We start from the raw sequence: 23,146 nt of genomic DNA, 5'->3' as shown, positions 1-23,146 counted from the left end.
CTGAGAGGAAAAGGAGGTATAGTGGCAGGAATGACATATCACAGTCAATTACCGCCAAACTGCAAAAAATCAATTTGTGATGAATGACAAGTGAATAGGAGTATTCATGCCCTCGCCTCTCGTGGTCGCTCTCGCTTATGACCGCCTATGCACGTTTGAATTTGCCTGTGCGGTTGAACTGTTTTCTCTAGATCGTCCAGAGTTAGATGTGGCTTGGTATCGCTTCGCCGTGTGTGCTGCTGAGCCGGGAAAATTGCGGGCCGCGGGTGGCATCACAATTGAGGCACCCTACAGCTTACGTCTGCTCGACAAAGCGGATGTCATCATCATCCCTGGCTGGCGCGACGTAGATGAACTACCCTCGCCACAACTCATCAAAAAAATTCAGAATGCTTATGCGCGCGGCGCTCGATTTTGCACGATTTGTTCTGGTGTCTTCGTACTGGCTGCGGCTGGAATACTGGACGGGAAATCCGTCACCACACATTGGCGCTATGCGGATAAATTAGCGAAACGCTATCCTTCGATACAGGTGGAGACCGATGCCTTGTACGTCGATGCAGGCCAAATCATTACCTCAGCAGGATCCGCTGCCGGTCTCGATATGTTGTTGTACTTAGTGAGAAAAGATTACGGCGTAAAAGTAGCCAATCAGGTTGCACAACGTCTGGTGATACCGCCACATCGTGAAGGTGGGCAGGCCCAATATATTCCACGCCCCATGGCACAAGATGAACGTGGCCGCTTATCGCAACTATTGGATTGGATACGCCAGCATCCAGCACGAGAACATCAACTGGCTGACTTAGCGCAACGCGCTGCGATGAGCGAACGCACTCTGCAAAGGCAATTCTTGGCGTTGACTGGCTACTCACCTTACGAGTGGATCATCCGCGAACGAGTGGCAATAGCGAAAGAATTATTAGAATCTTCAGACACCAGCGTGAGCCATATTTTGGAATTGACCGGTTTTGGTTCAGAAGAAACATTTCGGCGACAATTTAAACGTGTCACGGCAACCAGCCCGATTGCCTACAGAAAGCAATTTTTCGGGAATTAAAATCGGTAATTTCAGTCATAATAGAAACCAGCGCTTCTCATTTTTTCTTCTGTTCAAAATTCATTACGCTAAGGGCAAGTCCATGTACACACTCTATATTGCTAACAAAGTCTATTCGTCCTGGTCGCTACGCCCTTGGATCTTAATGCGCGAAATGGAATTATTGTTTGAAGAGAAATTAGTTACTTTTGGCGCAGGCAGCAATTGGGAAAATTTTAGAAAATTTTCCCCAGCAGGCAAAGTGCCTTGCTTGCATGATGGCGAGTCCATAGTGTGGGACTCCTTAGCCATCATTGAGTATCTGGCTGACCGTCATCGTGGTGTCTGGCCTGCCGATGCCCAAGCTAAGACCTGGGCACGCTGCGCTGCTGCTGAAATGCATTCTGGTTTTAATAATTTACGCAGCACTTGTCCTATGCACGTCGGTCTACGCATACGCATGAAAGAAATCGCCCCAGCGCTGCAAACCGAACTCGATCGCCTAAATGAGTTATGGAGTGAAGGCCTCAACCGCTTCGGTGGCCCTTATCTGGCGGGTGAAAAATTCACTGCACTGGATGCTTTCTTCGCGCCCGTAGTGTTTCGTATCCAAACTTATGGCTTACCTATGAACACCCAAGCCAGCGCCTACGTCAAACGCATGCTCGCTTTACCTACCATGCAGCAATGGCAAACCGAAGCTTTAAGAGAAAAATGGCGTGAACCCGGCCATGAAAAAGATGCGATGGCTGCGGGTGACGTGATTGACGACAAGCGTATGAATCTTAAGTAAAGCAAGGTTCAACACAAAAACATCCAAGCCCAGACAGGTGCCATCTGAAACCAACGATGACTTCACTTTTACGCTCATCTAAAACAGTCATCGTAGCCTGTTTGTTAAGCTCGTTTGGCTTAATTCTGACACCAAGCGCTCAAGCCCAAATCGTAGCCACGCCGACAATCGACCTATTGTTACGCAACGGTATGATTTACGATGGTTCTGGTAGCGCCCCCTATCGCGGCCAGATAGCCATTAGCGGCGATAAGATTATTTATGTCGGCGCACAGCGCAAGATGACGGCAAAGACGGTGATTGACGTTAAGGGTAAAGCCATCGCACCCGGCTTTATCAATATGCTGTCGCATATGGAAGAGTCGGTCTTTGTTGATGGCCGTGCTTTGAGTGATCTGGTTCAAGGCGTGACCTTGGAAGTGCTGGGCGAAGACTCTATGGGGCCAATCCCTGTCTCCATGCAAAAGGAAATGGAAGCAGCACAGGGCGATATTAAGTACAAAGTCAATTGGACTAGCCTAGGCGAGTATCTGAAAGTAATAGAACAACGCGGCTTAGGACCGAATGTCGCCACTCTTGTTGGTGCCGGTACCGTGCGAAATTATGTGTTGGGCAGTGAAAACCTGGCAGCAAATCCAACTCAGCTACAGAGCATGCGTAAGCTGGTTCGCCAAGCTATGCGCGAAGGCGCACTAGGTCTGACGACCGCGTTAATTTATGTGCCCAATACCTTTGCAACGACAGAAGAACTGATGGCCTTAGCCAAAGAATCGGCCGCTTGTGGCGGTATCTTCACTGCCCACATGCGTAGCGAAGGTGATCGTATCGACGCGGCGGTGGATGAAATGATTAGCATCGCCAAAGCCAGCAAAGCGCCAGTCGAAATTTACCATCTGAAATTTGCCGGCAAAGACAATTGGCATAAGATAGATTCCATCATCCAAAAAATTGAAGCCGCACGGGCACAAGGTCTGCGCATCAGCGCCAACATGTACACCTATACCGCTGGCGCGACTGGCTTGGATGCCGCCATGCCTAGCTGGGTGCAAGCGGGTGGTTTAGCAGCGTGGATTAAACGCTTGCAAGACCCGGCAACTCGCGCCAAGGTCATCGCGGAAATGCGTAATCCGCATCCCAAAGATTGGGAAAATTTGTACGGTGGTGCGAGTGCAGACGGCACGATCTTGCTAGGATTTAAAACAGATAAATTGAAACCACTGACCGGCAAAAGTCTGGCCCAAGTTGCGAAAGAGCGCGGCGTCAGTCCCGAGGATGCCGCGATTGATCTGGTGATAGAAGATGGTTCAAGAATAGAAGTCGCGTATTTCTTAATGGATGAAAAAAATCTACGCAGACAAGTGGCATTACCCTGGGTCAGTTTTGGTTCCGACGCTGCTGGTGCCGCACCTAATGGCCTATTCTTACTATCATCCGCACACCCGCGCACTTATGGCAATTTCGCCCGCGTATTCGCGCAATATGTACGCAAAGACAAAGTCATCACCATACAAGAAGCCGTACGTAAACTCAGCGCCCTGCCCGCATCGAACTTATCCATCAAAGATCGCGGTAGTTTGCAGGTGGGGAATTATGCTGATGTGGTGGTCTTTGATCCCGAAAAAATCCAAGACCATGCGACGTTTGCGAAGCCACATCAACTCGCTACCGGCGTACAGCATGTACTAATAAATGGAAAATTTGCCTTGCAAAACGGTGTCGCGACGGGTGCTGCGACTGGCAGAATTATTAAGGGAAGCGCGGCTAGCGCAGGAAGTAAAGAGTATGCCGCATGTTTGGATTAAGGCTATTCTTTAAACAGCCTCATAAGGATGTCGTAGGGCGGGTGCAACCCGCGCCGCCAGTTCATCGAGCACCTGAGCAGCGCGGGTTGCACCCGCCCTACAATTTTGCGCACCTAGCTCCGTTGTGGCTAGGCCTAAATTAAGAAGTTTTTTCTACGGCCTTAGGTTTGCTTTTTTCATGCACGATTTTCATCGTCCCTTTTTCGCAGCTACCTAATACCCGTCCGGCTATTTTCGTGTCTTTGCTGACGACCACCATGTTGTATTCTTTTACGCCCTTACCCGCTACTTTCTTTTCTATCTTGGCTTTTAAATCGTCGCAAGATAAAACACCGGCAGATGCAGTACTAGCCATGAACAACAGACTGGTCATCAAAATAATTTTTTTCATTAAGCATGCTCCCGTTTTTACATTCGAAATCTGGTGACGTCGCAAGGTCCTCACTCACCCAGACACTGTGTCAAAACCTTAGCACCAGGAAACAATTCCGAGAAGAAATATTCCCAAAAAACCAGATTTATGTTGTAAATCTGTCTGAATTTTCCTGCGAACATTCGCGCAAAAACCTAGCTATCCAACTTAAGCTAATCTAATTTATAGACGAACTGTACATGCCTGTTTTTGTTAGGACTTACGCAAAACAGACGCTAGCGTTGTTGTGTTCGCCTCGTCGTGCAATTGCACTGTCTTCGGCTCCACGCCTAGCCAGCGCAATTTTGCGTAAGTCCTAATTGTGTTACACCAATCCCAAATCACGCGGCTGCACGCCAGCGAATACCTGATCCATTTGTCGTGGATTTAAACCGTAAATTCCAGCAAACAAGCCGCCGAGTACTGCGCGATATTCGTTTAATACGGGATAGTCGCGATTCTGAAACAGCGTGGCGGCCTCCAACGCTTGTTGTTCGCCCAATATACGTCCGCCCTTCATGCCACCGCCCAAGACCCAATACACGCTGCCGTGGCCGTGATCGGTGCCTTTTTTTCCGTTTTCGCGGAAGGTGCGGCCAAATTCACTGATCACGACTACCGTGGTGTTTTTCCACATGCTGCCCATTTCTGTTTTGTACGCGGCCAGGCCTCGTCCTAGTTCTTCCAACTTATTCGCCAATACACCGCTGGCACCGCCTTGATTGACATGCGTGTCCCAGCCACCTACATCAATAAAACCTAAGGCATATTTGTCGCGCATCATCTTGGCGATGCGTTTGGCTTCTAGCTCAAAACCTTTTGATGAAATGGCGTCGCGACTGCCGTCGTTGTTCATCATTTTTTGCATGGATTGTTCTTCGGCCTTCATGTTCTGCACGACTTCGCCGCGCACTTCAAAACCATCGCTCACTTGCTTTTCCAAATTTGTATTGCCATACATTTGCGCGATAATTTTGCTTTGTCTGTCGTCCAAGCTATTTTTTCCGGCTTTTAATAGAGCCGCATTAGAGACTTTAGTCTCGCCACGCAAAATAATCGGTAGTTGCTCGGTGAAAGACATGGAGCTACCGGCATTTAATTGCATCGCCAAACGATTCAAAAAACCCGACTGAAAATTGCGACTAGCACCCAGAGCTTGTCCCATTTCTATACTGTCTTGGGTTTCGAAATGACTGCGCGACAAATCGTCGATACCGGCAAAGGGAATAAAACTGGCTTCACCTGCTTTAAACATGGGATAAATCGTTTCGCGCAAGGCCGGATGCAAACCCCAATCGCTAGTGAGTTCTAAAGCCGCATTCGGATTAGTGCCAGGCTTAGCAATAGCGATGTTTGGACGGGAATCGTAATAAAACTGGCTCGCAGTCGGCACCAACAAATTAGTCGCATCATAAGCACCGCGCAAAAACACCAATAAAAAACGGTTCTGCGTCGCTGGCGCTGCCATTAATTGCGTACTAAAAGGCAAGCCAACAGAAGTTGCCGTTAAAGCGGCGAAGGATTTCAATAAGTCACGACGGTTCATGCTGCCTTCCTTTCATTTTGTTTCCTGATCGCTCTCGATATTCAGTCATCGTTCAGCGCTTACATTATCGGCGCATCATTTCTGGTGTCGATAAAAAGAACGCGTTCCACTCTTGGGGCGATGTCGATTGCGTCAAGGCCTCTTGAGAACTGAAGCTAAAACGTTGACTCAAGTTTTTTACGTAAGCATTTTGCGCCAAGGCAGGACGCGCTAATTCGCGCGCTTGCGCATTCCATGCTTCGTTCTTGCCATCGTCAGCTTCTGGCTTAAATAAGTTCGGTGTGCCACGAGCAATCGCGCGGGCGATATCGAAACGCGCTGCCATTTGTGCCGCACTTGACCAGGCCATTTCATGCAAGGGATAACCGTCTGGCGTTTGATGACCGTTGGCTTGCTGACCTAGCGTATTGATCCAATTGAGTATGGGTCCGGTATTTGCGATAGGGCTACCGTCATAAGCCAGACGTACCGAAGCAATCACATAGTGCACGGGATCTTTAAATTTTTTGCCTAAAGATGCTATAAATTCTGGCGCATAAAACATGGTTTGCAATACAGATGGAATATCGCCGTCACTGCGCAAGAAAGTCGCCGCCATGCTATCGATCAAGGCCTGCGAAGGCTCATCTGAAACAAAATACATTGCTAACTTACGACTGATGAACTTCGCCGTCGCCGGCTGTCTGCTGAGTAAATCTATCACTTGTTCAACTTCGGCAATTCCACGTCCTTTAATCGTCACACCCAAAATAGTTTTGTCGCCAAAATCATGCCGGCGTGGATTAAATTCTGTCAAGCCTATGCGCACAAAATTCGGCTGTTGTTCCAATTTAGCTGGCGTCTGCGCTGGCCGTAAATTGATCCCTACACCAGTCAAAACCCGCGCTAATTCCTGTACATCGGCTTGGGTATAACCACTGCCGACGCCCATGGTATGCAGCTCCATCAGTTCGCGTGCATAGTTCTCATTGATCTTATTCACAGCATTATGTTCGTTATCCAAATAGCGCAACATCGCTGGATGAAACACCGTAGCACGCAACAGTGCACGGAAATTACCCAAAGCCTGAGGACGAATCGCGCTTTCTTCAAAATCGCCCAGCATGGCCCGCAGATTTTCTTTGCGATTCGAGACATTGAAATGATTCATCCAAAACCAATTCATTTGCTCTAATAATTGATTAGAAGAATAGGTCGCACGCAACACCGAGCGCGATGCAGCCTCACGTGCTAAGCGCGTCAATTCTTGTTGATAGGCTTTACGCAGGCTGTCATCGGTGCCTTTCATCTCAGCAGCTGCGCGCCTCTGCTGATCTAACTCCTGCATCAAAGTGCCAAACGGTTTTTGCGAAATGGTCATCGCGTCAATTTGTTTTTGTACAGGCTCTGGCAACTGCGCATTTTTTGCCAGTAATTGCTGATACAAATACTTGTCCATACCTAGGCTTTGCATGGCCGCCATGCTGCTGGCATTTTCGCCCCAAGTCAGGCGATTTAGGAGGAGACTGGGATCGACCTGCGCCTGCTGTAGCTGCTTACCCAACTGTACGCTGCGTCCCGATACCAATTCAGTTTGAAGCGTATCATGCCGACTAGCACAGCCAAGCACACTGCTTAGCAAGACAAGGCTCAATACGGGCAAAAACATAGACGCGGATTTAGTCATGGTGCTATCTCTCTATGAAAGGTGCAAATCGAAATTGAATCCGCCAAGGGAAAGCACAGCTTAAGGCTTCCGCTGTGAAAATGCACACAGGATTTAGTAACTTCCACGCCAGTCTGGTAAGAACTTGTAACAGCCGCCAGCGGATCACGGCTTCGCTTTATAAAGCTGAAGCATCTGCGTCTGTCTTGCACAGTCCCATTTATTTCAGATGCGCCGGAAGTTGAAAGTTAGGAGCTAATAAAGCGTAGTAGTTCAAATCGACAAAATGATCATCTCGCCACGCTACTTGCTGACGCCTCCCCTCCCAGCGGAAATTTAATTTTTGCAACAGCCGGACACTGGCCAGATTGCCGTGCTCGACTTCGGCTTCGATACGATGCAATTGTTTTTCATGGAATCCATAGGCGAGTATGCGCTGCAAGCATTCCTGCATAATCCCTGTGCCCCAATACTCGGGCAACAACCAGTAACCGATATCCGCATTCCGGTTGTAGTCATCCATCTCATAAATGCCGCAAGCGCCTATCAACTTTGTAGCCTGTTCTCCAGGAAAACAAATTGCCCACCAGAGGCCGCTGTGATTGAGTTCTTGCGCGCGATACCAGTCCAATTGCTCCTGAGTCGCCTCTTCGCTGGCGTAAGAAATACCGTAATACGCGATCACATCCGGATGGGACAAACCGGCAAACAAAGCAGGTCTGTCGGTTTGTTGAATCTGGCGTAATACGCAACGCTCAGTCCTTAGTTGTGGGAAACCAGAATCGGGATTTGACATAAAGTAGCAAAGAAATGAAGCGTAAAAGAAACACAGACCAAGACAACAGCCGAATTCACGCGTTTGTCATAAAACGGTCAATTACCGACGCTAAGATGCTTGGTACTTTATTCAGGGCAGCTCTAACCAGAATTTTGAATTTTTAGAGCTAGCCTTCACATAGTAGCGCAGCCCAAGGCTCAGACATGTATCCGAACAAAAATCGACTGATTATTTTTGATGCCGATGGCACCATCATTGACGCATTTAGCGCAATTGAAGAAACTTTTGCGCGCCATGACATGGCGATCGGCGACCTGGAAAGTTTTCAAAAGCGTCACAAATTCTTTAAATACCTAGGCGGCTTAAAAGAGTTTCCTATCAATATTAAAAAGCAATTAGGCAAAAAAAGCCGCCAACAAGTGATCGCTACCTTGACAGAAATTTATCGCGAGGAAGCGCAGTTTTATGAAGGATTTGCGGCGCTAATCAAACAATTAATCGCAGACAACAACATTAAAGTCGGATTAGTCACACGCAACATCAGCAACGAACCACAAATCACGATGGCAAAACTGTTTGCCCGCCATGACATAGACATAGGCGATCTGGACTATTTTGCTCATGTACCGATTCGTGCCAGCAAAGCAGACTTTTTTAAAGCCGCCAGTGCGCAATTCTCCATCAATCCGGCCTTGTCTTTTGCTTGTGGCGATGAGCACAAAGACTATGCGTCGGCTTTAGCCGCAGGTATGCATCCCTTCATCGCGTCTTACGGCTTTGAAGACTATCAAAGGCTGAGCAAGAAATTTGAAATTCCCCTCGCTTTGATTTCGCAGACACCTTTAGACTTATGTGCGCGGGTTCGACATGCTTTGGATGTGCCGCACAAATAGTTAGAGTGGCATCTAGCTTTACTTTAGCCTTAAGAGTTTATTGATTTTTCGCTAAACGGTGGTGCTGGTTTTTGCATTTTTTGTGACGCATTGGTGCACAAAGTAGCGCATAATTATGCCTAAATATCACTTCAACTCATCGCGCCTATCCTCACATTCTTATGTCACCTCTGCAAGTCTTCAAACCCCTAACACAATGGCTCAGTAACAACGATGAGGGTGCCGTGTTTATTTATCCTTCTGCAGGACGTCGGGTGCTTTGTATGCTGCTCTACGCGCTCGGTCTATTTGTAATTATTGCCATCAGTTCTAGTATCGTGGTCAGTATCGATTGTCTGTATTCACGTAAATGCACGGAACTGGACCGGATTCTTGACACCATTTTGAGTGGGATATGGATAGTCGCTAGCCTGTATTTTGCCGTCAAAGCCTGGCGCGGCGAACTTCCTGGCTGTCGTAAAAAGCCAGCTTAGAGCCTAGGGCCTGTTGACATATATTTTGGTCAAGCGAACGAAGTTTTAATTATGCTTCAAAACCCCGCAACGCCGAGACGCAGAGTCGCCGAGGAGCGCAGAGAAAAGCCAAGATTTTACTGGGTTTCTCTGCCTGCCTCTGCGTCTCGGCCTTGAGAGGTTTTCATTTTTATCCAAAACTACAAAGTCGATTCGAATAAAATCTCGTATTTTTTCACTGAGAAGTTCTCCTATTCGTCTTAACTGAACGGTATTACAGCTTAGACCCTAACTTAGTGGCACAATGTCAGGAGCCGTGAAGCTTACGTCGCTTATTGTTACAATGAATGCCGATGGCTTAATCTGGTATTGGCTACAAATAGCAGCTGTACTTTCTACTAACTATTTTCCCTGCTGCGTGGACTGAGGCAGTAAGGGCAATCACAATGAGAACCTGACAATGAGTATTGCAAACTGGTGTGTACTGGCGGCCTGTTTACTTCCAGTCGTGACGGTTGGCTTGGCCAAAGCTAGCATGGGAAAAGTGTCACGCAAAAATGGCGGCTATGACAATCACCACCCGCGCAATTGGGAATCCAAACTAACAGGTTGGCAACAACGTGCTGTCGCCGCACAAAAAAATGGCTTTGAGGCATTGCCCTTATTTATTGCAGGTGTAGTTCTGGCTCAGCAGGCGCAGGTTGAACAAGGCCGGATTGACGGACTAGCTATCGCTTTCATTATCATACGCTGCCTATACGTAGCAGCTTACTTAATGGACAAATCGACTTTGCGTTCATTGATCTGGTTTGGCGGCGTTGGCGTCAGCATCGCACTCTTTACATTGATCTAAACAATTCACAACAATGACTAAAGAAAAACAACAGCAACTGGCCTTCGGTTTCCTGATGTCCTTGCAAATGGCCTTGGTAATGTCCGGCATTTTGACAGCGGTCAACACAGGCATCGCGAATGGCTATCTGGCACGTTGGATGCACGCCTTTTTAATCGCCTGGGCTTGTGCATTTCCTTTGGTGCTCTTATTCGCACCATTGACCCGTAAGCTAGTCAGCAAATTGCTAAAGTAGATCACGATGAGCGAACAAGAACAACTTGAAGTTTTGCTCGCTCAACTGATCAGCATGCTGCCCAGTCCCGCCTATATCGCTATCTCAATACTCTTCGGCATCGTCGGCATGGTGTGCGTGTATATCTCGAATAAACACAAGCAAAGTAAACTCCAATGGGCTGGATTTGGATTAATGTTTTATCCCTATCTGATTGGTAACAGCACTAGTCTACTCATTATTTTTGGGCTTCTTTTATGTGGGCTCGCGTATTTTTGGCGGAAAGCTTAACTTTTCCTGAGCACGACAATCAAACTTGAAACAGACTGCGCTTGTTCACGTCGACCATGATGCGCATTGAGTGCCAGTAATTCAAATCCGACTTGTTGGGCCAAGCCACGCAGATAATTTTCTGAATGCGCATAGCGCTGCGAACGCTGCAATTGCCACTCCGCTTCTTGTGAAGCCTCAACCGAGAATGCGAAAATACCCGCGCCATTTAACTTGGCGTGCGCAGCCTCAAATACGGCTTGCAAATCACCAAAATAAACCAGCACATCGGCAGCGATCATCAAGTCATAGGACGATACCGATTGCGTCAAAAATGCTACGATCTCCTGACTATGCAAGCGGTCATACAAGCCACGTTGTCGTGCTTTCTCCAGCATCTTGGCCGATAAATCAACACCGTCTACCGCGCCTGAGATGGACTTCAAAAAAGTCGCACATAAACCCGTACCGCAGCCCAAATCTAAAGCACGCTCAAACTCTAACTCCGTTTGAGGCGTTAAGCTCTGCAATGCTTGATGCAGCAACTGAGGCACTTGATAATCTAAGTGATGCTGCAAATGCTGATCGAAACGCTCAGCATACTGGTCAAACAAATCCGCGACATAAGCTGATGGTGCCATCGCGGGCATCGTACCGACACCCAAGCTCGCCAGGTGATAGTGTATTTGCGGCGCATCGCCACCTTGTTCAAGCGCAATCTGATACGCCTGTACCGCTTCTGAGAACCGTTGCAAATGACGCAAAGCGTGGCCTTGTTGTAGATAGGCAGAAGGCGATTTCGGCTGGATCTCAATTACCTGCTGCAAATCATCCAGCGCTTCAGCATAACTTTCTATTTTGATCAACACCATTGCGCGATTGTAATAAGCCGGGCTATGTCCGGGCATGATGCTTACAGCATTATGATAGCTAGCCAGGGCTTGTTCGTAATCCTGCAATTGCTGATGGCTAAAGCCTAAAGCAAACCAGGCTGGCCCGTACTTAGGACGTAATCGTATCGCATCCTCAAAATCCAAAATGGCCTGTGCATGCTCACCCACTTCTTGCAAACAGATGCCGCGATTAACATAGGCTTCGGGATAATTACTTTGTAAGCACATCGCTTGCTCAAAGCTGTCCAAAGCCTCTTGATAGCGCTGTAAGCTACGCAAAGTATTACCGCGATTATTCCATGCCATCGCGTAGTCAGGCTGTAGCTGCAACGCTATCTCATAACACGCCAAGGCTTGAAGCGCTTCACCCTTCTCTTGCAAAGTGGCGCCCAGATTGCAATGCAATTTGGCTTGTCGCGGATCGACTTGCATCGCCTTACCAAAGAAATTTAAAGCTGACTCCAGATCACCGCGCTGCTTTGCGATCAAACCTATTAAATGCAAGGCATCAAATTGACGTGGATCGATTTGCAACACACGCGCATAGGCATCCTCCGCTTGTTGCAGGCGAGCCTGCTGATGGTGCGCTAAGGCTTGTTGAAGTAGGGTTTGAATTTGGTCTGACATAAGTGCAAGCGCAATAAGGAATGCAACATTTAAACACAGCCGTCCAGCTAAACCAAGTAGGTCCAAATTGCAGTAGAATTTCTCATCACGCCTTTAACTACGCACAGACCAACGCAAACAAACACACTATGAAAACCCGCATCCTCTTCGTCTGCATGGGCAATATCTGTCGCTCTCCCACCGCCGAAGGCGTGTTCCGCGCGCAAGCTGAAGCCGCCGGTCTGTCCACAAATGTAGACATTGATTCAGCTGGCACCCATGCCTACCATGTGGGCGAACCACCAGATGCACGCTCGCAAGACTATGCACGCAAACGTGGCTATGATTTATCGCCTCAACGTGCGCGGCAAGTGACGCCGCAAGATTTTAATGATTTTGATTTTATCGTCGCGATGGACAAAGACAATCTGCGCACACTCAAAGATCGCTGTCCGGCACAGCATCAACATAAACTGTCATTGATGATGTCTTACGCCACTCACAGTCCATCCGAGGTGGTACCCGATCCTTACTATGGCGGTGCCAGCGGTTTTGATACTGTTTTGGATTATATCGAGGATGCCTCACAGGGCTTATTGAAGCTCGTGCAGAAAGCATAGTGGTTCGCCGCGCTTTAACAAGCGCGGCGAACACCCAACTACTTAGCTGGCAGCACAGGAATATCTAAAACACTGACCGCCATAGCGAGGAAATCAACTGATTTAGCGGGTGGCAAGTTCAATCCAGTGACACTGGCAGGCGGCTCGTAAAATACATCCGTGGCTCGCAATTTAGCATCGGTGATTTTGGTATTTTTATCGATAGAGAAACGTAGATTTACGCCAGTTTCTGGCATTGCATTGATACTGAAATTCCATTTTTCAGTGGCCTTTTCTACCATCAACTTGTCTTGCAAACTCGCCTTCAATACCGTTACGCCTTCAACCCCCATGCGGGTTGAAATAGCGTGCTCGGGACTTTGAATGTGAACTACAAGTTCACGTAATTCACCGACAATCTGATCCGACAATATCGTCATCTTCGGTGCAGCCAATGCAGTCGCTGGTGCTACATCGGTCCAATACTTCCACTCCAATCTAGGCGAACTGCGACCGAACACTTCGGGTGCTAATTTTTGTTCCGCTTTCGCACTAAATTGACTTAACAGCTCGCGATTTAAATGCTTCTGTGGTGTCAGCCAATAGTATTGCGATGTCTGCGGTACTGCGGCATAAATTAATTGCGGTGCGACGGGATAGCTTTGATGAAAAGCGGCGGTTGCGTAGGCAGCATACGCCATCAATCCAGCACTTGTTAATAAAAACACCGGCATGCGCAAATATTGAAATAGCCACATCAACAAAGGTAGCGCGATGCCCAACAAGAGTGCGAACAAGATGACTGGCACACCCAGAGAATGAAAGCCGAGTGCGATATTAAATAACAAGACGAGCGGGGCAAATAAAATCAAAGCAAAAGCAAAGCCTGCGAACAAAGTCCACGCATAAGCGGCGCTGTTGTAAGCGATGGCTTTGACATCCAAAACCAGCCAAGACAAGGCCACAAAAAATAATGGCCATGCGAACAAGAAGCTCGCACCAGGAAAACGTAAGCTAGTGAAAACTAACAAGATCAACCATACCAAGGCTGCGCCAAAACGCATTTCAGTGACGCTCAACCAACGTGAAAAGAATTGATACAGCGCGACAAAGATCAGTGTGCTCAATAACAAAATACCCGATAAATAGAAATGACTGGTATCGGGATCGATCAAAGTCAAATACGAAGGAAAGACTTGTAGCAAAAGATTCCATGCTCGTTGCGACAGGAAACCGAGGGCAACGATCACGAGTAAAAACAGCAAGACCGCAGCGGCGGTACGTAACATACGCACAGGTTCACGTTTGGCCGCGATCCAAAAACTGAACATCACCAAAGCACTGATCAACGCCGCAAGTGGCAGAGCATAAGCGGCAGGATAATGAATCAAACCGACCAAAGAAAAACTAAAATAGACACTATCGTCTGCTTTAAGTTGATTCAAATCTTGATTGCCAAAATGACGTACTAGTTGCAAAACCATTTCGCCTTGCTGTTGTTGCGAAGCCGGATTGATCAAATCAGAACGATCATAGCGTGTGTGGTAGCTAGACAGGTTTTGGATCAAAGCGAAGTTCAGACCGGGTATGCCTTTTTTTCTGAATACGGTAAAGTCCGTGTCGTTCGGCAGCGCCTTATACACCTCATACATCATAGAATTACTGATCGGTTGACCTACCGCCTGAGCTAAACCCGCGATCAATTTGCCATTGCCAACACTAGGCTCGAACATTAAGACTGGACCATCATTGCCACGATTATCAAAATTGAGCAGCATGCCTACGTCTTTCATCCATGGATGATCCGCCGCAAAACCACTGGCCCCCAGCAAACCCACTTCTTCAGCATCGCTAAAAACGGCGATCACATCATTTTGTAAAGCTGGCTGCTGTTTCAAGACACGCAAAGCCTGCAGTATATTAATCACAGAAACGCCATCATCACCCGCACCATAGCTATATGGCGTCGCGTCATAGTGCGCCATCAGTAGCAAGGCTTTTTTATCTTGCTCTGCAGTTGCAGTCGCGGTCGCTTGTGCAGATTTGCCAGGCAGACGCACTACAATATTTTGCACCTGTCCACTGGCCGTACCTTTTTCGAATACCGCAAAAGTAGTCTGAATTTGCGGCTCTAGTCCGATAGCCTTTAATTCCTCCATCAAATAATCACGCACGCGCGCATGCCCCGGACTACCTGCCGGATGACGCTCTTGCGTGATTTGTTTTAATTGAGTCTGTGCAGCCGTAAGAGAATAGGAAGCGGCAATTTTCGTACTGGCATCAGGACTGAAAGCTAAGCGCGGTTGCACGCTCGATAACGCATACGCGATCAACAACACGGTACTCAATAGCAGTAATAATGCCGTGCGTGACAGTTGGCTACCTGCTTTGAAAATAAAATGCATGCTGACTCCCGAAAAAGTGTTTGCATGCATTCTGACCCAAAATAAGAAGCTTGAGAAACTAAGTGCTAAGAAGTAGCGCTGAGCGCATCAAGAAAACCACAGTTGCTGTTGCTGAGCTTGTTGATCTCCTTGTTGCTGCGTTAGGGATAATTCAGCAGGCACTTCAAGCATCATAGCGCCCTGAATCAAAGCCATGTCCGCCGCACTAATCTCAAACAAACCAAAGCGAAATTGATAGCCCCAGTTTTTATTATCACGAGAAAATTCCAAACGAGATAACAAAGGCAAGATGCTGGCGTACTGAGCTTGATGCCAATTCACATCACAACGGAAAGGATGAAAGCCGGGAGACATTTCGACTTGATAGGGCGCTCTCTCAAGGACGATACCGCAGGCGGTAAAGCGCTGTAGTTTATCTTTGCCGCCAAAACGATGGGTCGGCGAATAATAGACGACCTGATCACCGGCTCGCAGACGCCGCAAGGGCGCAGCTTTACCATGACAGACTTGCATAAAACCTCGCTCCCGTCCTATCGCAACGTGCTCGGCGGAGGCAACCGCGATCCAATTTTTCATGCTGCAGCGAGTGCCTCGGTCGGTACGAAGACGCGCAAGCGATGTCCATCTGGGTCAAGCGCAACAAAGGTCAGACCGAAATCCATAGCGGTTGGGACTTGCGCAATGACCACACCACGTGCCTGCCAATCTTGATAGAGGTGTTCAAATTCTTGTGCGTTTTTCAGGGCAATAGCCAATTCACTAGCGCCCGATGTCGCAGTCACTGCTGGTAATACACCACTCTTCGCCCACAAGCCCAGCATCAAACCCGAACGCAAAGCAAACAGTGCGAAAGTGGCTTGAGCTTCTACAGGCTCTATCTCTAAAATATCGGCATAAAAACGCGCACTGATCAAAGCGTCGTCGACGTAGAGTAAGGCGAAATTGGGATGCGAAATGGAGGATGTTAATGGTGTGGCTGAGTTTGCTGACATGCTGTGCTCCAGTTAAGAAATAAAAGAATTCAAATATAGGATCAGTTTGTGCGATTTGCATCGCAATCCCATAAGTGCCATCTTATTAGCAGCTACTGTCAGTTTTTGTCAGCAGTGAATTGTGCTGATAAACGAATTGAGCAATCGCATGAAACCAATGTGAATGGAGTAAAAATCAACATCGTTTATCGCAAAGGCACAGAGAGCTCGGGGAAAGGCGAAAAATAAGTTTTTCTCAGCGTTCTCTGCGCCTCTGCGGTAAGGCTTTGTTAGTGTTTTCATGTTCTTTCAATTTTTTTGCTTCATGCAATCAATCTGGACGAACTAAGTTAGCAAACTCAGTTAGCAAACTAAGCTAGAAAATTAAGGTGCTACGATCCCCTCCTGTGCACGCCATTCTTTGAGCAAAGCCTGGCGCCGCCGTGGGTAACGTATGTCATAAACCTCAAATGAAACAATACGGTCGGTACGAAAGTGACGGATTTCCTGACGCAATTCGCACCAGGCAATCAAGACCCGAATATGTTCAAAAAAACCCAACGCAAACGGCCAAATCATGCGCTGGCTAAGCTTGTCTTGACCATCGCGATAATTGAGTAAGATTTTTCTTTCGTTACGAATAGCGCTACGCAACAAAGGCAAGGCAGTATCGATGTCTGGCGCTTTCGCATCAGGCCCCACCAACAGTGTGTTGGTATCCAAGGACAGACGCAAATCCTCAGGCAACACCGCCGCAATTTTTTGCAATGCATTATGCGCTGCTTGCGCCAGATGCGTATCACCCCTCTCTGCGACCCAACGCGACCCCAGTACCAAAGCCTCGATCTCTTCCTCAGAAAACATCAAAGGCGGCAACATAAACCCCGGTTTCAACACATAACCCAAACCAGGCTCACCCACAATACTCGCCCCCTGCTCCTGCAAAGTCGCGATATCTCTATACAGACTACGCAGACTGATGCCCAACTCCTCAGCCAGAAGTTGCCCCGTCACCGGAAAGCGATGACTACGTAATATCTGTATCAAATCAAGTAAGCGTTGTGAGCGTGACATGGATTGGTAGATTTATAACTGAAAAGACAGCACTTAGTGTAGCGCATTTACTGACAAAAAATGGCAGGGAGCGCAAAACATGATTTCTTTTACTCGATGAGCTTGTTGTTTTGTAGCTCTAGATATGCACCAGATTTAGGTGGTTTTAATCGCAATATGTGATTGCTCGAATGTACATTGCAAGCTACATTAAGGTAACTGAAAAGCACAATATAGACAGGGAACAACACCATAAAAAAATCTAACCCGCGAACCGGATCCAATTTTGATGATGTTCTTAAAACAGATGGGCTCTACGATGAGGTCACAGCGAAAACACTCACAAGGGCGATCTCCGGGCAACTGAAAGAAGCCATGATCGCCAAGCGCATCACCAAAGTAACGATGGCCGCACGCAAGTCGATCGATTGCTTGATCCCGATAATCTAATAATTCAATTTGATTGTTTAGTGAAAGCGGCAATGGCGATTGGCAAACATGTGGAAATTCGATTGGTTGATGATGTTGCGTGTTAGCGTTGTTCCATTCAACTCTCTAGTACTGGAGAAAAATAGCATCAGCTACCTTGTGGCTGAGCGATCAAACCGACTTTGATATGACGCCAATTCATCAAGCATTTGCGACTGCAATCCTGCTGGCGACACAATCTGAATATGGGGAATCCAATATCGAATAATAGGAAAAATCTGGTTTAAATGTGCAACAGTGGACGAAACTAATAAACTTCCATCGGCTTTTTCTTCTTCAATTGCTTGCAGTGGAATCAGCTTTCGGCGTTTAAAAACTTAAGACTACTGATGACATCTTTGTTGCAAGTTGCGATTCTCAATGCTGCACACGTAAGTTCAACAACCAACTGCTATCCACTAAAAAGCGCTGATTCAAGGAACCATTGTCTGGCGACCGCTAAAAATGATTTGATCTACTGCTATCAAATTTCGAATGCAATTAGAAAAGTGTCTGCCTGTTAAATGCCAGATCTGAGCGTGGTTATTGCTATTAAATAAGAGATGCGGACAGTCAATATGCATGCCTTTTTTTGCTACTAGTAGCAAATCTCAGTGTAAAAAATCACTTCTACGTATTTGCGAAAAAATGTTTGGCGAAATGAATCTTGATGAATCAAGCGTGCTTTTTGATTGGCATTTTGTGGATTTGTCGAATGCCTTTCATTTATGTATTTAAATCTTAAACACCGACTGCATACGCCGAATCTCAAGTTCAGTAATATGCAATTCCCTCGCCTCCTCTCGCCAAGTAGACACCGCATCGAGCACTTCATCAAGAATGCTTGCTGCTTGCTGTTCGCTTAAACGATAGAACTCATAAGTCGAGACAACTGCTTCGAGTGCATTGTCGGGTGTTGTCGCGATACCTAGATGTAAGGCATGCTCACGTTTCGTTGGATTGGGATTCATATCAAAGGCGGGCGCGAGTCGCCAGCCTGAGTCTTCTCTTAAGAAGCCGTGATTGCGCAAATGATCGTCTCGGTTTCCAATCGCGACATTAAACAATAATCGCTTAAATAACTGAGCTAAATCGACTTCGATAAAACCGCGTGCTCCATGCTCTGTGATGACTTGGGCGATATCTAAATAACTGCCAGATTCACCATCTTGTTTGCCCGTCATGGTCATGGCAGAGGCGTACATACGACGACGATGATTGACTCTATCAAAACGCTGCACGCAGAAGGCATGATACTGAGAACCGAGTTGTTCGACTCTGGCATTGGGGACCTGAATGCCAGCTTTATTTGCCAGGCGGTGTGCCAGATATTCCCATTTTCCTATGTCATAGCGATCTTCCTGCGCAGGAAATTTGGCAATCCACAAACTACTATCTACATCTTGAAAATTGGCTTTTGGTCGAGCACCGCCTAGCGACGAGCCAGGTGCCATCAGCATCGCCAACCATTGCTCGTATTCTGGTAAAGATTCGATGCCAAGCTCTTGTATCCGTGTTGCCAGCGCTTGTAATTCACGCAGTTGACTGACGGGTGGAACAGCAAATTCTGTGTCTGAAATAAAGTTGCCTTGATCATCCTGATACCTTAAGCCACCCATGCGAGAGACATCTTGTACGGCGAGTAAAAAATCGATATCAAATAAGGTCTTGCTGATTCTTTTTTCTTTAATGGCATTTAAAGATTCTCGACGTTCTATTAGGGCCTGTTGACCTATATTTTAGGTAAGCGTTTCAATCAAAACGCAGGATGGCAAGGCGCATCTCGCCGCTGCGGCTGGCCGCCCCAGCAAGAGATGCAACGCTGTCCATCGTGCGTTTTGATCGAAACCCTCCGGGAATGGCTCAAATGGGCACATGGCGTTGTTGCAATCTGCTTATAGTGCTCGCACTACCGCGCAGCTTGCGCCTAGCCCTGTGCCCATTTGCGCGCATTCGCTTGCCTAAAATATAGGTCAACAGGCCCAAAGACGCGCCCCCATCGATCTGGTGCAGAATCACGAAAAATACCCGCCAATGAGCCGCGAACCGGATACTGATGCCCGCTGACTAGTGGCAGGTATGGATCGATGGCATAAGCGTTTTTGTGGTGCAGCCACGTGCTGTCATAACTAAAAGAGGCTGGTGCATCGGTATGATCGGTGATGCGCAATTCGCCTATCAGCAATGACTGCATGTAGCCAATATCATCTAGCCAGATTCGGACAAGAGTCGATGCACGTGCCATGTTTATCCCTGATCGTTTGAAGGCGGTTTATTCTTATATTTCGCCAACACTTGATTGATTAAGGACGCTGTATTTGCCTGAACCGTTTTTGCTATCGTACTGGTATTGTGATTTCGTTTGAGCTTCGAACTAGTGAGACTTTGTTTGGATTTTGTCACTAGATTTGCGTCCTGTAGTTTGCGCCCCAGCACATCTTCGCTGGCTAATTGATCGATATCTTGGGCTAAACCTAAAGTTTGTAGCGCACTCAAATAAGAACCAAATGCGACGGTTGGATCGCCGTTCTCAACCCGACGCAAAGTTTCTCTTGAGACCCCCATGCGCTCAGCAAACAAGGTCGTCGTGAGCTTACGCCGTAGTCGGGCAAGACGAATGCGTTCGCCAAAAGCCTTCATCTGTACGGCTTGATTTGGATAGAGTGTGAGCGATTTTTTGACCATGATGCCCCATATATTGGCCAAAATAATTAATTTTGTCAATTATATGAGTCATATTCATCCTATCTCAAGTAATTAAACCTAAATTTGCCACATAAATTAGGCAATATGGTCGATATTGCCCAATTTACGCGCCAAAAAAGTTCGCACCAATCAAACTGGCAATTTTATCGCTGTCACATCCACTGTTACCGGTGCTTTAGGCGATTTGCCCAGTTCTTTATTCATGACATCGTGCTTCAATTCACCTTCCCAATGTGAAACCACGACCGTCGCTACGCCATTACCGATGAAATTGGTTAAAGCGCGGGCTTCTGACATGAAACGGTCTATGCCTAGGATCAATGCCAATCCAGCTACTGGAATAGTTGGGATCACTGCCAGGGTTGCGGCTAAGGTGATGAAGCCCGCGCCGGTGACGCCTGATGCGCCTTTGGACGTCAACATCGCTACCCCTAACATGGTTAATTCTTGGGTTAAAGTGAGTTCAATGTTTAAAGCTTGGGCTACGAAGATAGCAGCCATCGTCATGTAGATATTGGTGCCGTCCAGATTGAAGGAGTAACCAGATGGAACGACCAAACCAACCACCGATTTAGAGCAACCCATTTTTTCTAACTTGCTCATTAGGGGTACTAAAGCTGATTCAGAAGAGGAGGTACCAAGCACCGTGAGCAATTCCTCTTTAATGTAGGCGATAAAGCGGAAGATATTGAAACCCACTAACTTTGCAATGGTGCCCAAAATGATCACGATGAATAAGGCGCAGGTCAGATAAAAGCTGCCCATCAAAGCGGCCAAAGGTTTTAAAGAAGCGAGACCGTATTTGCCAATGGTAAAAGCCATTGCAGCACCCGCACCTATAGGCGCTAATTTCATAATCACATTCATCATGCCGAAGAAAATATGCGATGCTTCTTCGATGAACATGTGTACCGCTTGTCCAGTTTTACCCATGCGCATCATGGCGTAGCCGAACAAGATTGCTACCAGCAAGACTTGCAATAAATCGCCCGAGCCAGTAAAGGCATCGGTGAATGTTTTAGGAATAATATGGAGTAAGAAATCTACCGTGCTTTGATCATGTGCCGCCTTGGCATAGGTGGCGACTGCTTTACCATCGAGAGTGGCGGGATCAACATTGAAACCAGCACCGGGTTTGAGAATATTCACAACGATGAGACCGATAGCCAATGCCAGCGTGGAAACCACTTCAAAATAGATCAGGGCTTTACCACCCACCCGACCCACTTTTTTCATATCACCCGCACCGGCAATACCCAGTACCACGGTGCAAAAAATCACCGGGCTGATCAACATCTTGACCAGAGCGATAAAACCATCGCCGAGCGGCTTTAATTTAACGGCATTCGCAGCATCGAGAAAACCAAACAACCCGCCACAAAAAATGGCAAGCAATACCCAAAAATATAAATGTCCAGTGACGCGTTTCATGTCTCACTCCTTATCTATGTATGCCTTCGCCCGGCTTGACGAATAGCAGGACCTGAGCTTGAGTCATTGAGCCTGAATCACTGAGCCCGAATCACTGATCTAGACTCATTAGCCTAATTAAAACCGCCATCAGCAACACACTCAAAAACTATCCTTGCACGCATTATCAAGAAGCCGTTTGCTAGCGTCTATTGTGGATAACCGCAGGTGTTGATTAAAAAATCAACACCAAGTGCATCGACGCTCGGTGCTACTTTTTAGCAGCTCAGACCACTCAGCCTGCAATTCGTCGCTTATGACTCGCTGGGCCAAGGCGGCTTAGTTACAGTGCGCTCCTCCGCTTCAAATTCTCTGTAACCAATTTTTAAAGGATCTACCATGCGTACTATTTTTGCCCTCTGCTCTATTCTGGCTTTTTCTGGTTGTGCCATCATCATCGCGCCCGATGGCAACGATGCCCGTTTTGAATCCGCATGGAGCAGCAATGCCGTAAAAGGCAATGGCGAAGTGATTACCGATAAGCGCCCGGTCTCTGGCTTAACTTCTTTGAACATCAGTGGTCCGATACAAGTGGAAGTACGAGTCGGTGGCACCGCCTCCTTAGAAATTATCGGCGACAGCAACCTGGTGGGTCTGGTACAGGCGCAGGTAGCAGGTGATAGTCAAAAAATCTGGATGGATGATCGATTTTCCAGCGCCAATCCGATTCGCGTGGTGTACACCGTACCGGTATTACAAGATATCAATTCCAATGGTTCTGGTCGTTTGATGGTCAATGGTTTAAATGGCGGCAGCTTCAATTTGAAAAATAATGGTTCACGCACCGTGGTATTAGAAGGTCGCGTCACACAACTCGATATCAGCTCAGGCGGGTCAGGCAGAATTAATGCGACGAATTTGCAAAGCCAGGACACCAAAGTACGCGTGCAAGGTTCGGGTTCGCTCAATCTTGGGCAAGTCGGTGGCAATGAATTAAATGTAAGCGTGCATGGTTCTGGTTCCGTCAATGCTAGCGGCAATGTACGCAATCTGGTTGCGCAAACCCATGGTTCTGGCTCTGCAGAATTGTCGGCTGTAAAAAGTTTGACCGCCGATTTGAGTGCTTATGGCTCGGGTGATGTCACTGCTGCCGTGTCACAAAATGTGATTGCGCAAAGCACAGGCTCAGGTCATGTCACTATTTATGGCAATCCTGCACAACGCAATGTGAATGGTAAGCGGGTTAACTTCGTTAACTAAGCACTAGTGTCCGGTTAAATTGCAATAAAAGCTTAAGAAACACCATAACGGCGCGGGTTCCAGCTCGATTTTGTTTGG

At 47.3% G+C, this 23,146-nt stretch carries 24 protein-coding genes; 10 read left to right on the top strand and 14 right to left on the bottom strand.

What is annotated here, in order from left to right; all coding sequences use genetic code 11:
• Positions 1 to 106 precede the first annotated feature (106 nt).
• From ftrA to AC1RR2_RS13755, 3 genes are all read left to right on the top strand, one after another.
• Positions 107 to 1,060: a transcriptional regulator FtrA gene (gene ftrA, locus AC1RR2_RS13765; RefSeq protein WP_493222834.1), complete on the top strand. Its 954-nt coding sequence runs from the start codon at positions 107 to 109 to the stop codon at positions 1,058 to 1,060.
• An 82-nt stretch (positions 1,061 to 1,142) separates the two neighbouring features.
• Positions 1,143 to 1,832 carry a glutathione S-transferase family protein gene (locus tag AC1RR2_RS13760; RefSeq protein WP_493222833.1) on the top strand — a complete coding sequence of 230 codons (690 nt, stop codon included), beginning with the start codon at positions 1,143 to 1,145 and terminating at the stop codon, positions 1,830 to 1,832.
• 56 nt (positions 1,833 to 1,888) lie between these two features.
• Positions 1,889 to 3,634 (top strand): N-acyl-D-amino-acid deacylase family protein, encoded by a 1,746-nt coding sequence (locus AC1RR2_RS13755; RefSeq protein ID WP_493222832.1) that lies wholly within the window; start codon positions 1,889 to 1,891, stop codon positions 3,632 to 3,634.
• 139 nt (positions 3,635 to 3,773) lie between these two features.
• Here the strand turns inward: AC1RR2_RS13755 and AC1RR2_RS13750 are convergent, their stop codons facing one another.
• The 4 genes from AC1RR2_RS13750 to AC1RR2_RS13735 form a co-directional block, all read right to left on the bottom strand.
• Complete coding sequence (locus AC1RR2_RS13750) at positions 3,774 to 4,025, bottom strand: DUF1161 domain-containing protein (protein WP_493222831.1); 252 nt, start codon at positions 4,023 to 4,025, stop codon at positions 3,774 to 3,776.
• 346 nt (positions 4,026 to 4,371) lie between these two features.
• Positions 4,372 to 5,592, bottom strand: coding sequence for a DUF1501 domain-containing protein (locus AC1RR2_RS13745; protein WP_493222830.1), 1,221 nt, complete (start codon positions 5,590 to 5,592; stop codon positions 4,372 to 4,374).
• Positions 5,593 to 5,656: 64 nt separating this feature from the next.
• The gene (locus tag AC1RR2_RS13740; RefSeq protein ID WP_493222829.1) at positions 5,657 to 7,258 is read right to left on the bottom strand and encodes a DUF1800 domain-containing protein; all 1,602 of its coding nucleotides are present in this window, start codon (positions 7,256 to 7,258) and stop codon (positions 5,657 to 5,659) included.
• A gap of 199 nt (positions 7,259 to 7,457) precedes the next feature.
• Positions 7,458 to 8,033, bottom strand: a complete 576-nt coding sequence (locus AC1RR2_RS13735; protein ID WP_493222828.1) for a GNAT family N-acetyltransferase — start codon at positions 8,031 to 8,033, stop codon at positions 7,458 to 7,460.
• A 185-nt stretch (positions 8,034 to 8,218) separates the two neighbouring features.
• Here AC1RR2_RS13735 and AC1RR2_RS13730 point away from each other — a divergent pair, with 185 nt between their 5' ends.
• From AC1RR2_RS13730 to AC1RR2_RS13710, 5 genes are all read left to right on the top strand, one after another.
• Positions 8,219 to 8,908, top strand: a complete 690-nt coding sequence (locus AC1RR2_RS13730; protein WP_493222827.1) for an HAD family hydrolase — start codon at positions 8,219 to 8,221, stop codon at positions 8,906 to 8,908.
• A 161-nt stretch (positions 8,909 to 9,069) separates the two neighbouring features.
• Positions 9,070 to 9,381, top strand: coding sequence for a hypothetical protein (locus tag AC1RR2_RS13725; RefSeq protein WP_493222826.1), 312 nt, complete (start codon positions 9,070 to 9,072; stop codon positions 9,379 to 9,381).
• A gap of 439 nt (positions 9,382 to 9,820) precedes the next feature.
• On the top strand, positions 9,821 to 10,213 hold the full coding sequence (locus AC1RR2_RS13720) for an MAPEG family protein (RefSeq protein ID WP_493222825.1): 393 nt from the start codon (positions 9,821 to 9,823) through the stop codon (positions 10,211 to 10,213).
• Positions 10,214 to 10,226: 13 nt separating this feature from the next.
• Positions 10,227 to 10,448 (top strand): DUF2798 domain-containing protein, encoded by a 222-nt coding sequence (locus AC1RR2_RS13715; protein ID WP_493222824.1) that lies wholly within the window; start codon positions 10,227 to 10,229, stop codon positions 10,446 to 10,448.
• Positions 10,449 to 10,454: 6 nt separating this feature from the next.
• The gene (locus tag AC1RR2_RS13710; RefSeq protein ID WP_493222823.1) at positions 10,455 to 10,718 is read left to right on the top strand and encodes a hypothetical protein; all 264 of its coding nucleotides are present in this window, start codon (positions 10,455 to 10,457) and stop codon (positions 10,716 to 10,718) included.
• Here the strand turns inward: AC1RR2_RS13710 and AC1RR2_RS13705 are convergent.
• Entirely contained in the window at positions 10,715 to 12,217 is a 1,503-nt protein-coding gene (locus AC1RR2_RS13705; protein WP_493222822.1) for a tetratricopeptide repeat protein, read from the bottom strand. The two genes, AC1RR2_RS13710 and AC1RR2_RS13705, sit on opposite strands and share 4 nt — an antisense overlap.
• Before the next feature lie 128 nt (positions 12,218 to 12,345).
• On the opposite strand from AC1RR2_RS13705, the gene AC1RR2_RS13700 reads away from it, so the two are divergent.
• The gene (locus AC1RR2_RS13700; protein ID WP_493222821.1) at positions 12,346 to 12,816 is read left to right on the top strand and encodes a low molecular weight protein-tyrosine-phosphatase; all 471 of its coding nucleotides are present in this window, start codon (positions 12,346 to 12,348) and stop codon (positions 12,814 to 12,816) included.
• 38 nt (positions 12,817 to 12,854) lie between these two features.
• Here the strand turns inward: AC1RR2_RS13700 and AC1RR2_RS13695 are convergent, their stop codons facing one another.
• The 9 genes from AC1RR2_RS13695 to AC1RR2_RS13655 form a co-directional block, all read right to left on the bottom strand.
• Entirely contained in the window at positions 12,855 to 15,200 is a 2,346-nt protein-coding gene (locus tag AC1RR2_RS13695) for a M28 family peptidase (protein ID WP_493222820.1), read from the bottom strand.
• Positions 15,201 to 15,287: 87 nt separating this feature from the next.
• Positions 15,288 to 15,776 (bottom strand): EVE domain-containing protein, encoded by a 489-nt coding sequence (locus AC1RR2_RS13690; RefSeq protein WP_493222819.1) that lies wholly within the window; start codon positions 15,774 to 15,776, stop codon positions 15,288 to 15,290.
• Positions 15,773 to 16,192: a VOC family protein gene (locus AC1RR2_RS13685; RefSeq protein WP_493222818.1), complete on the bottom strand. Its 420-nt coding sequence runs from the start codon at positions 16,190 to 16,192 to the stop codon at positions 15,773 to 15,775. Before AC1RR2_RS13685 ends, AC1RR2_RS13690 begins: the two co-directional genes overlap by 4 nt.
• Positions 16,193 to 16,555: 363 nt before the next feature.
• Complete coding sequence (locus AC1RR2_RS13680) at positions 16,556 to 17,245, bottom strand: helix-turn-helix transcriptional regulator (RefSeq protein WP_493222817.1); 690 nt, start codon at positions 17,243 to 17,245, stop codon at positions 16,556 to 16,558.
• Positions 17,246 to 17,805: 560 nt separating this feature from the next.
• Entirely contained in the window at positions 17,806 to 18,009 is a 204-nt protein-coding gene (locus AC1RR2_RS13675; protein ID WP_493222934.1) for a WCX domain-containing protein, read from the bottom strand.
• Between the two features lie 417 nt (positions 18,010 to 18,426).
• Complete coding sequence (locus tag AC1RR2_RS13670) at positions 18,427 to 19,311, bottom strand: type II toxin-antitoxin system HipA family toxin (protein WP_493222816.1); 885 nt, start codon at positions 19,309 to 19,311, stop codon at positions 18,427 to 18,429.
• Positions 19,312 to 19,619: 308 nt separating this feature from the next.
• Positions 19,620 to 19,937, bottom strand: coding sequence for a HipA N-terminal domain-containing protein (locus AC1RR2_RS13665; protein ID WP_493222815.1), 318 nt, complete (start codon positions 19,935 to 19,937; stop codon positions 19,620 to 19,622).
• 2 nt (positions 19,938 to 19,939) lie between these two features.
• A complete protein-coding gene (locus AC1RR2_RS13660; RefSeq protein WP_493222814.1) occupies positions 19,940 to 20,398 on the bottom strand; it encodes a helix-turn-helix domain-containing protein in 459 nt (152 codons plus the stop codon).
• Between the two features lie 129 nt (positions 20,399 to 20,527).
• Positions 20,528 to 21,829, bottom strand: coding sequence for a dicarboxylate/amino acid:cation symporter (locus tag AC1RR2_RS13655; RefSeq protein WP_493222813.1), 1,302 nt, complete (start codon positions 21,827 to 21,829; stop codon positions 20,528 to 20,530).
• Between the two features lie 378 nt (positions 21,830 to 22,207).
• Between AC1RR2_RS13655 and AC1RR2_RS13650 the strand changes: the two genes are divergently transcribed.
• A complete protein-coding gene (locus AC1RR2_RS13650) occupies positions 22,208 to 23,068 on the top strand; it encodes a GIN domain-containing protein (protein ID WP_493222812.1) in 861 nt (286 codons plus the stop codon).
• The last annotated feature ends 78 nt before the right edge of the window (positions 23,069 to 23,146 follow it).

The sequence above is a fragment of the Undibacterium sp. GW821-FHT11H02 genome, from assembly GCF_058808015.1.
The sequence above is the reverse complement of the archived record's forward strand: the minus strand, read 5'-3'. Positions and strand labels throughout refer to the sequence as shown.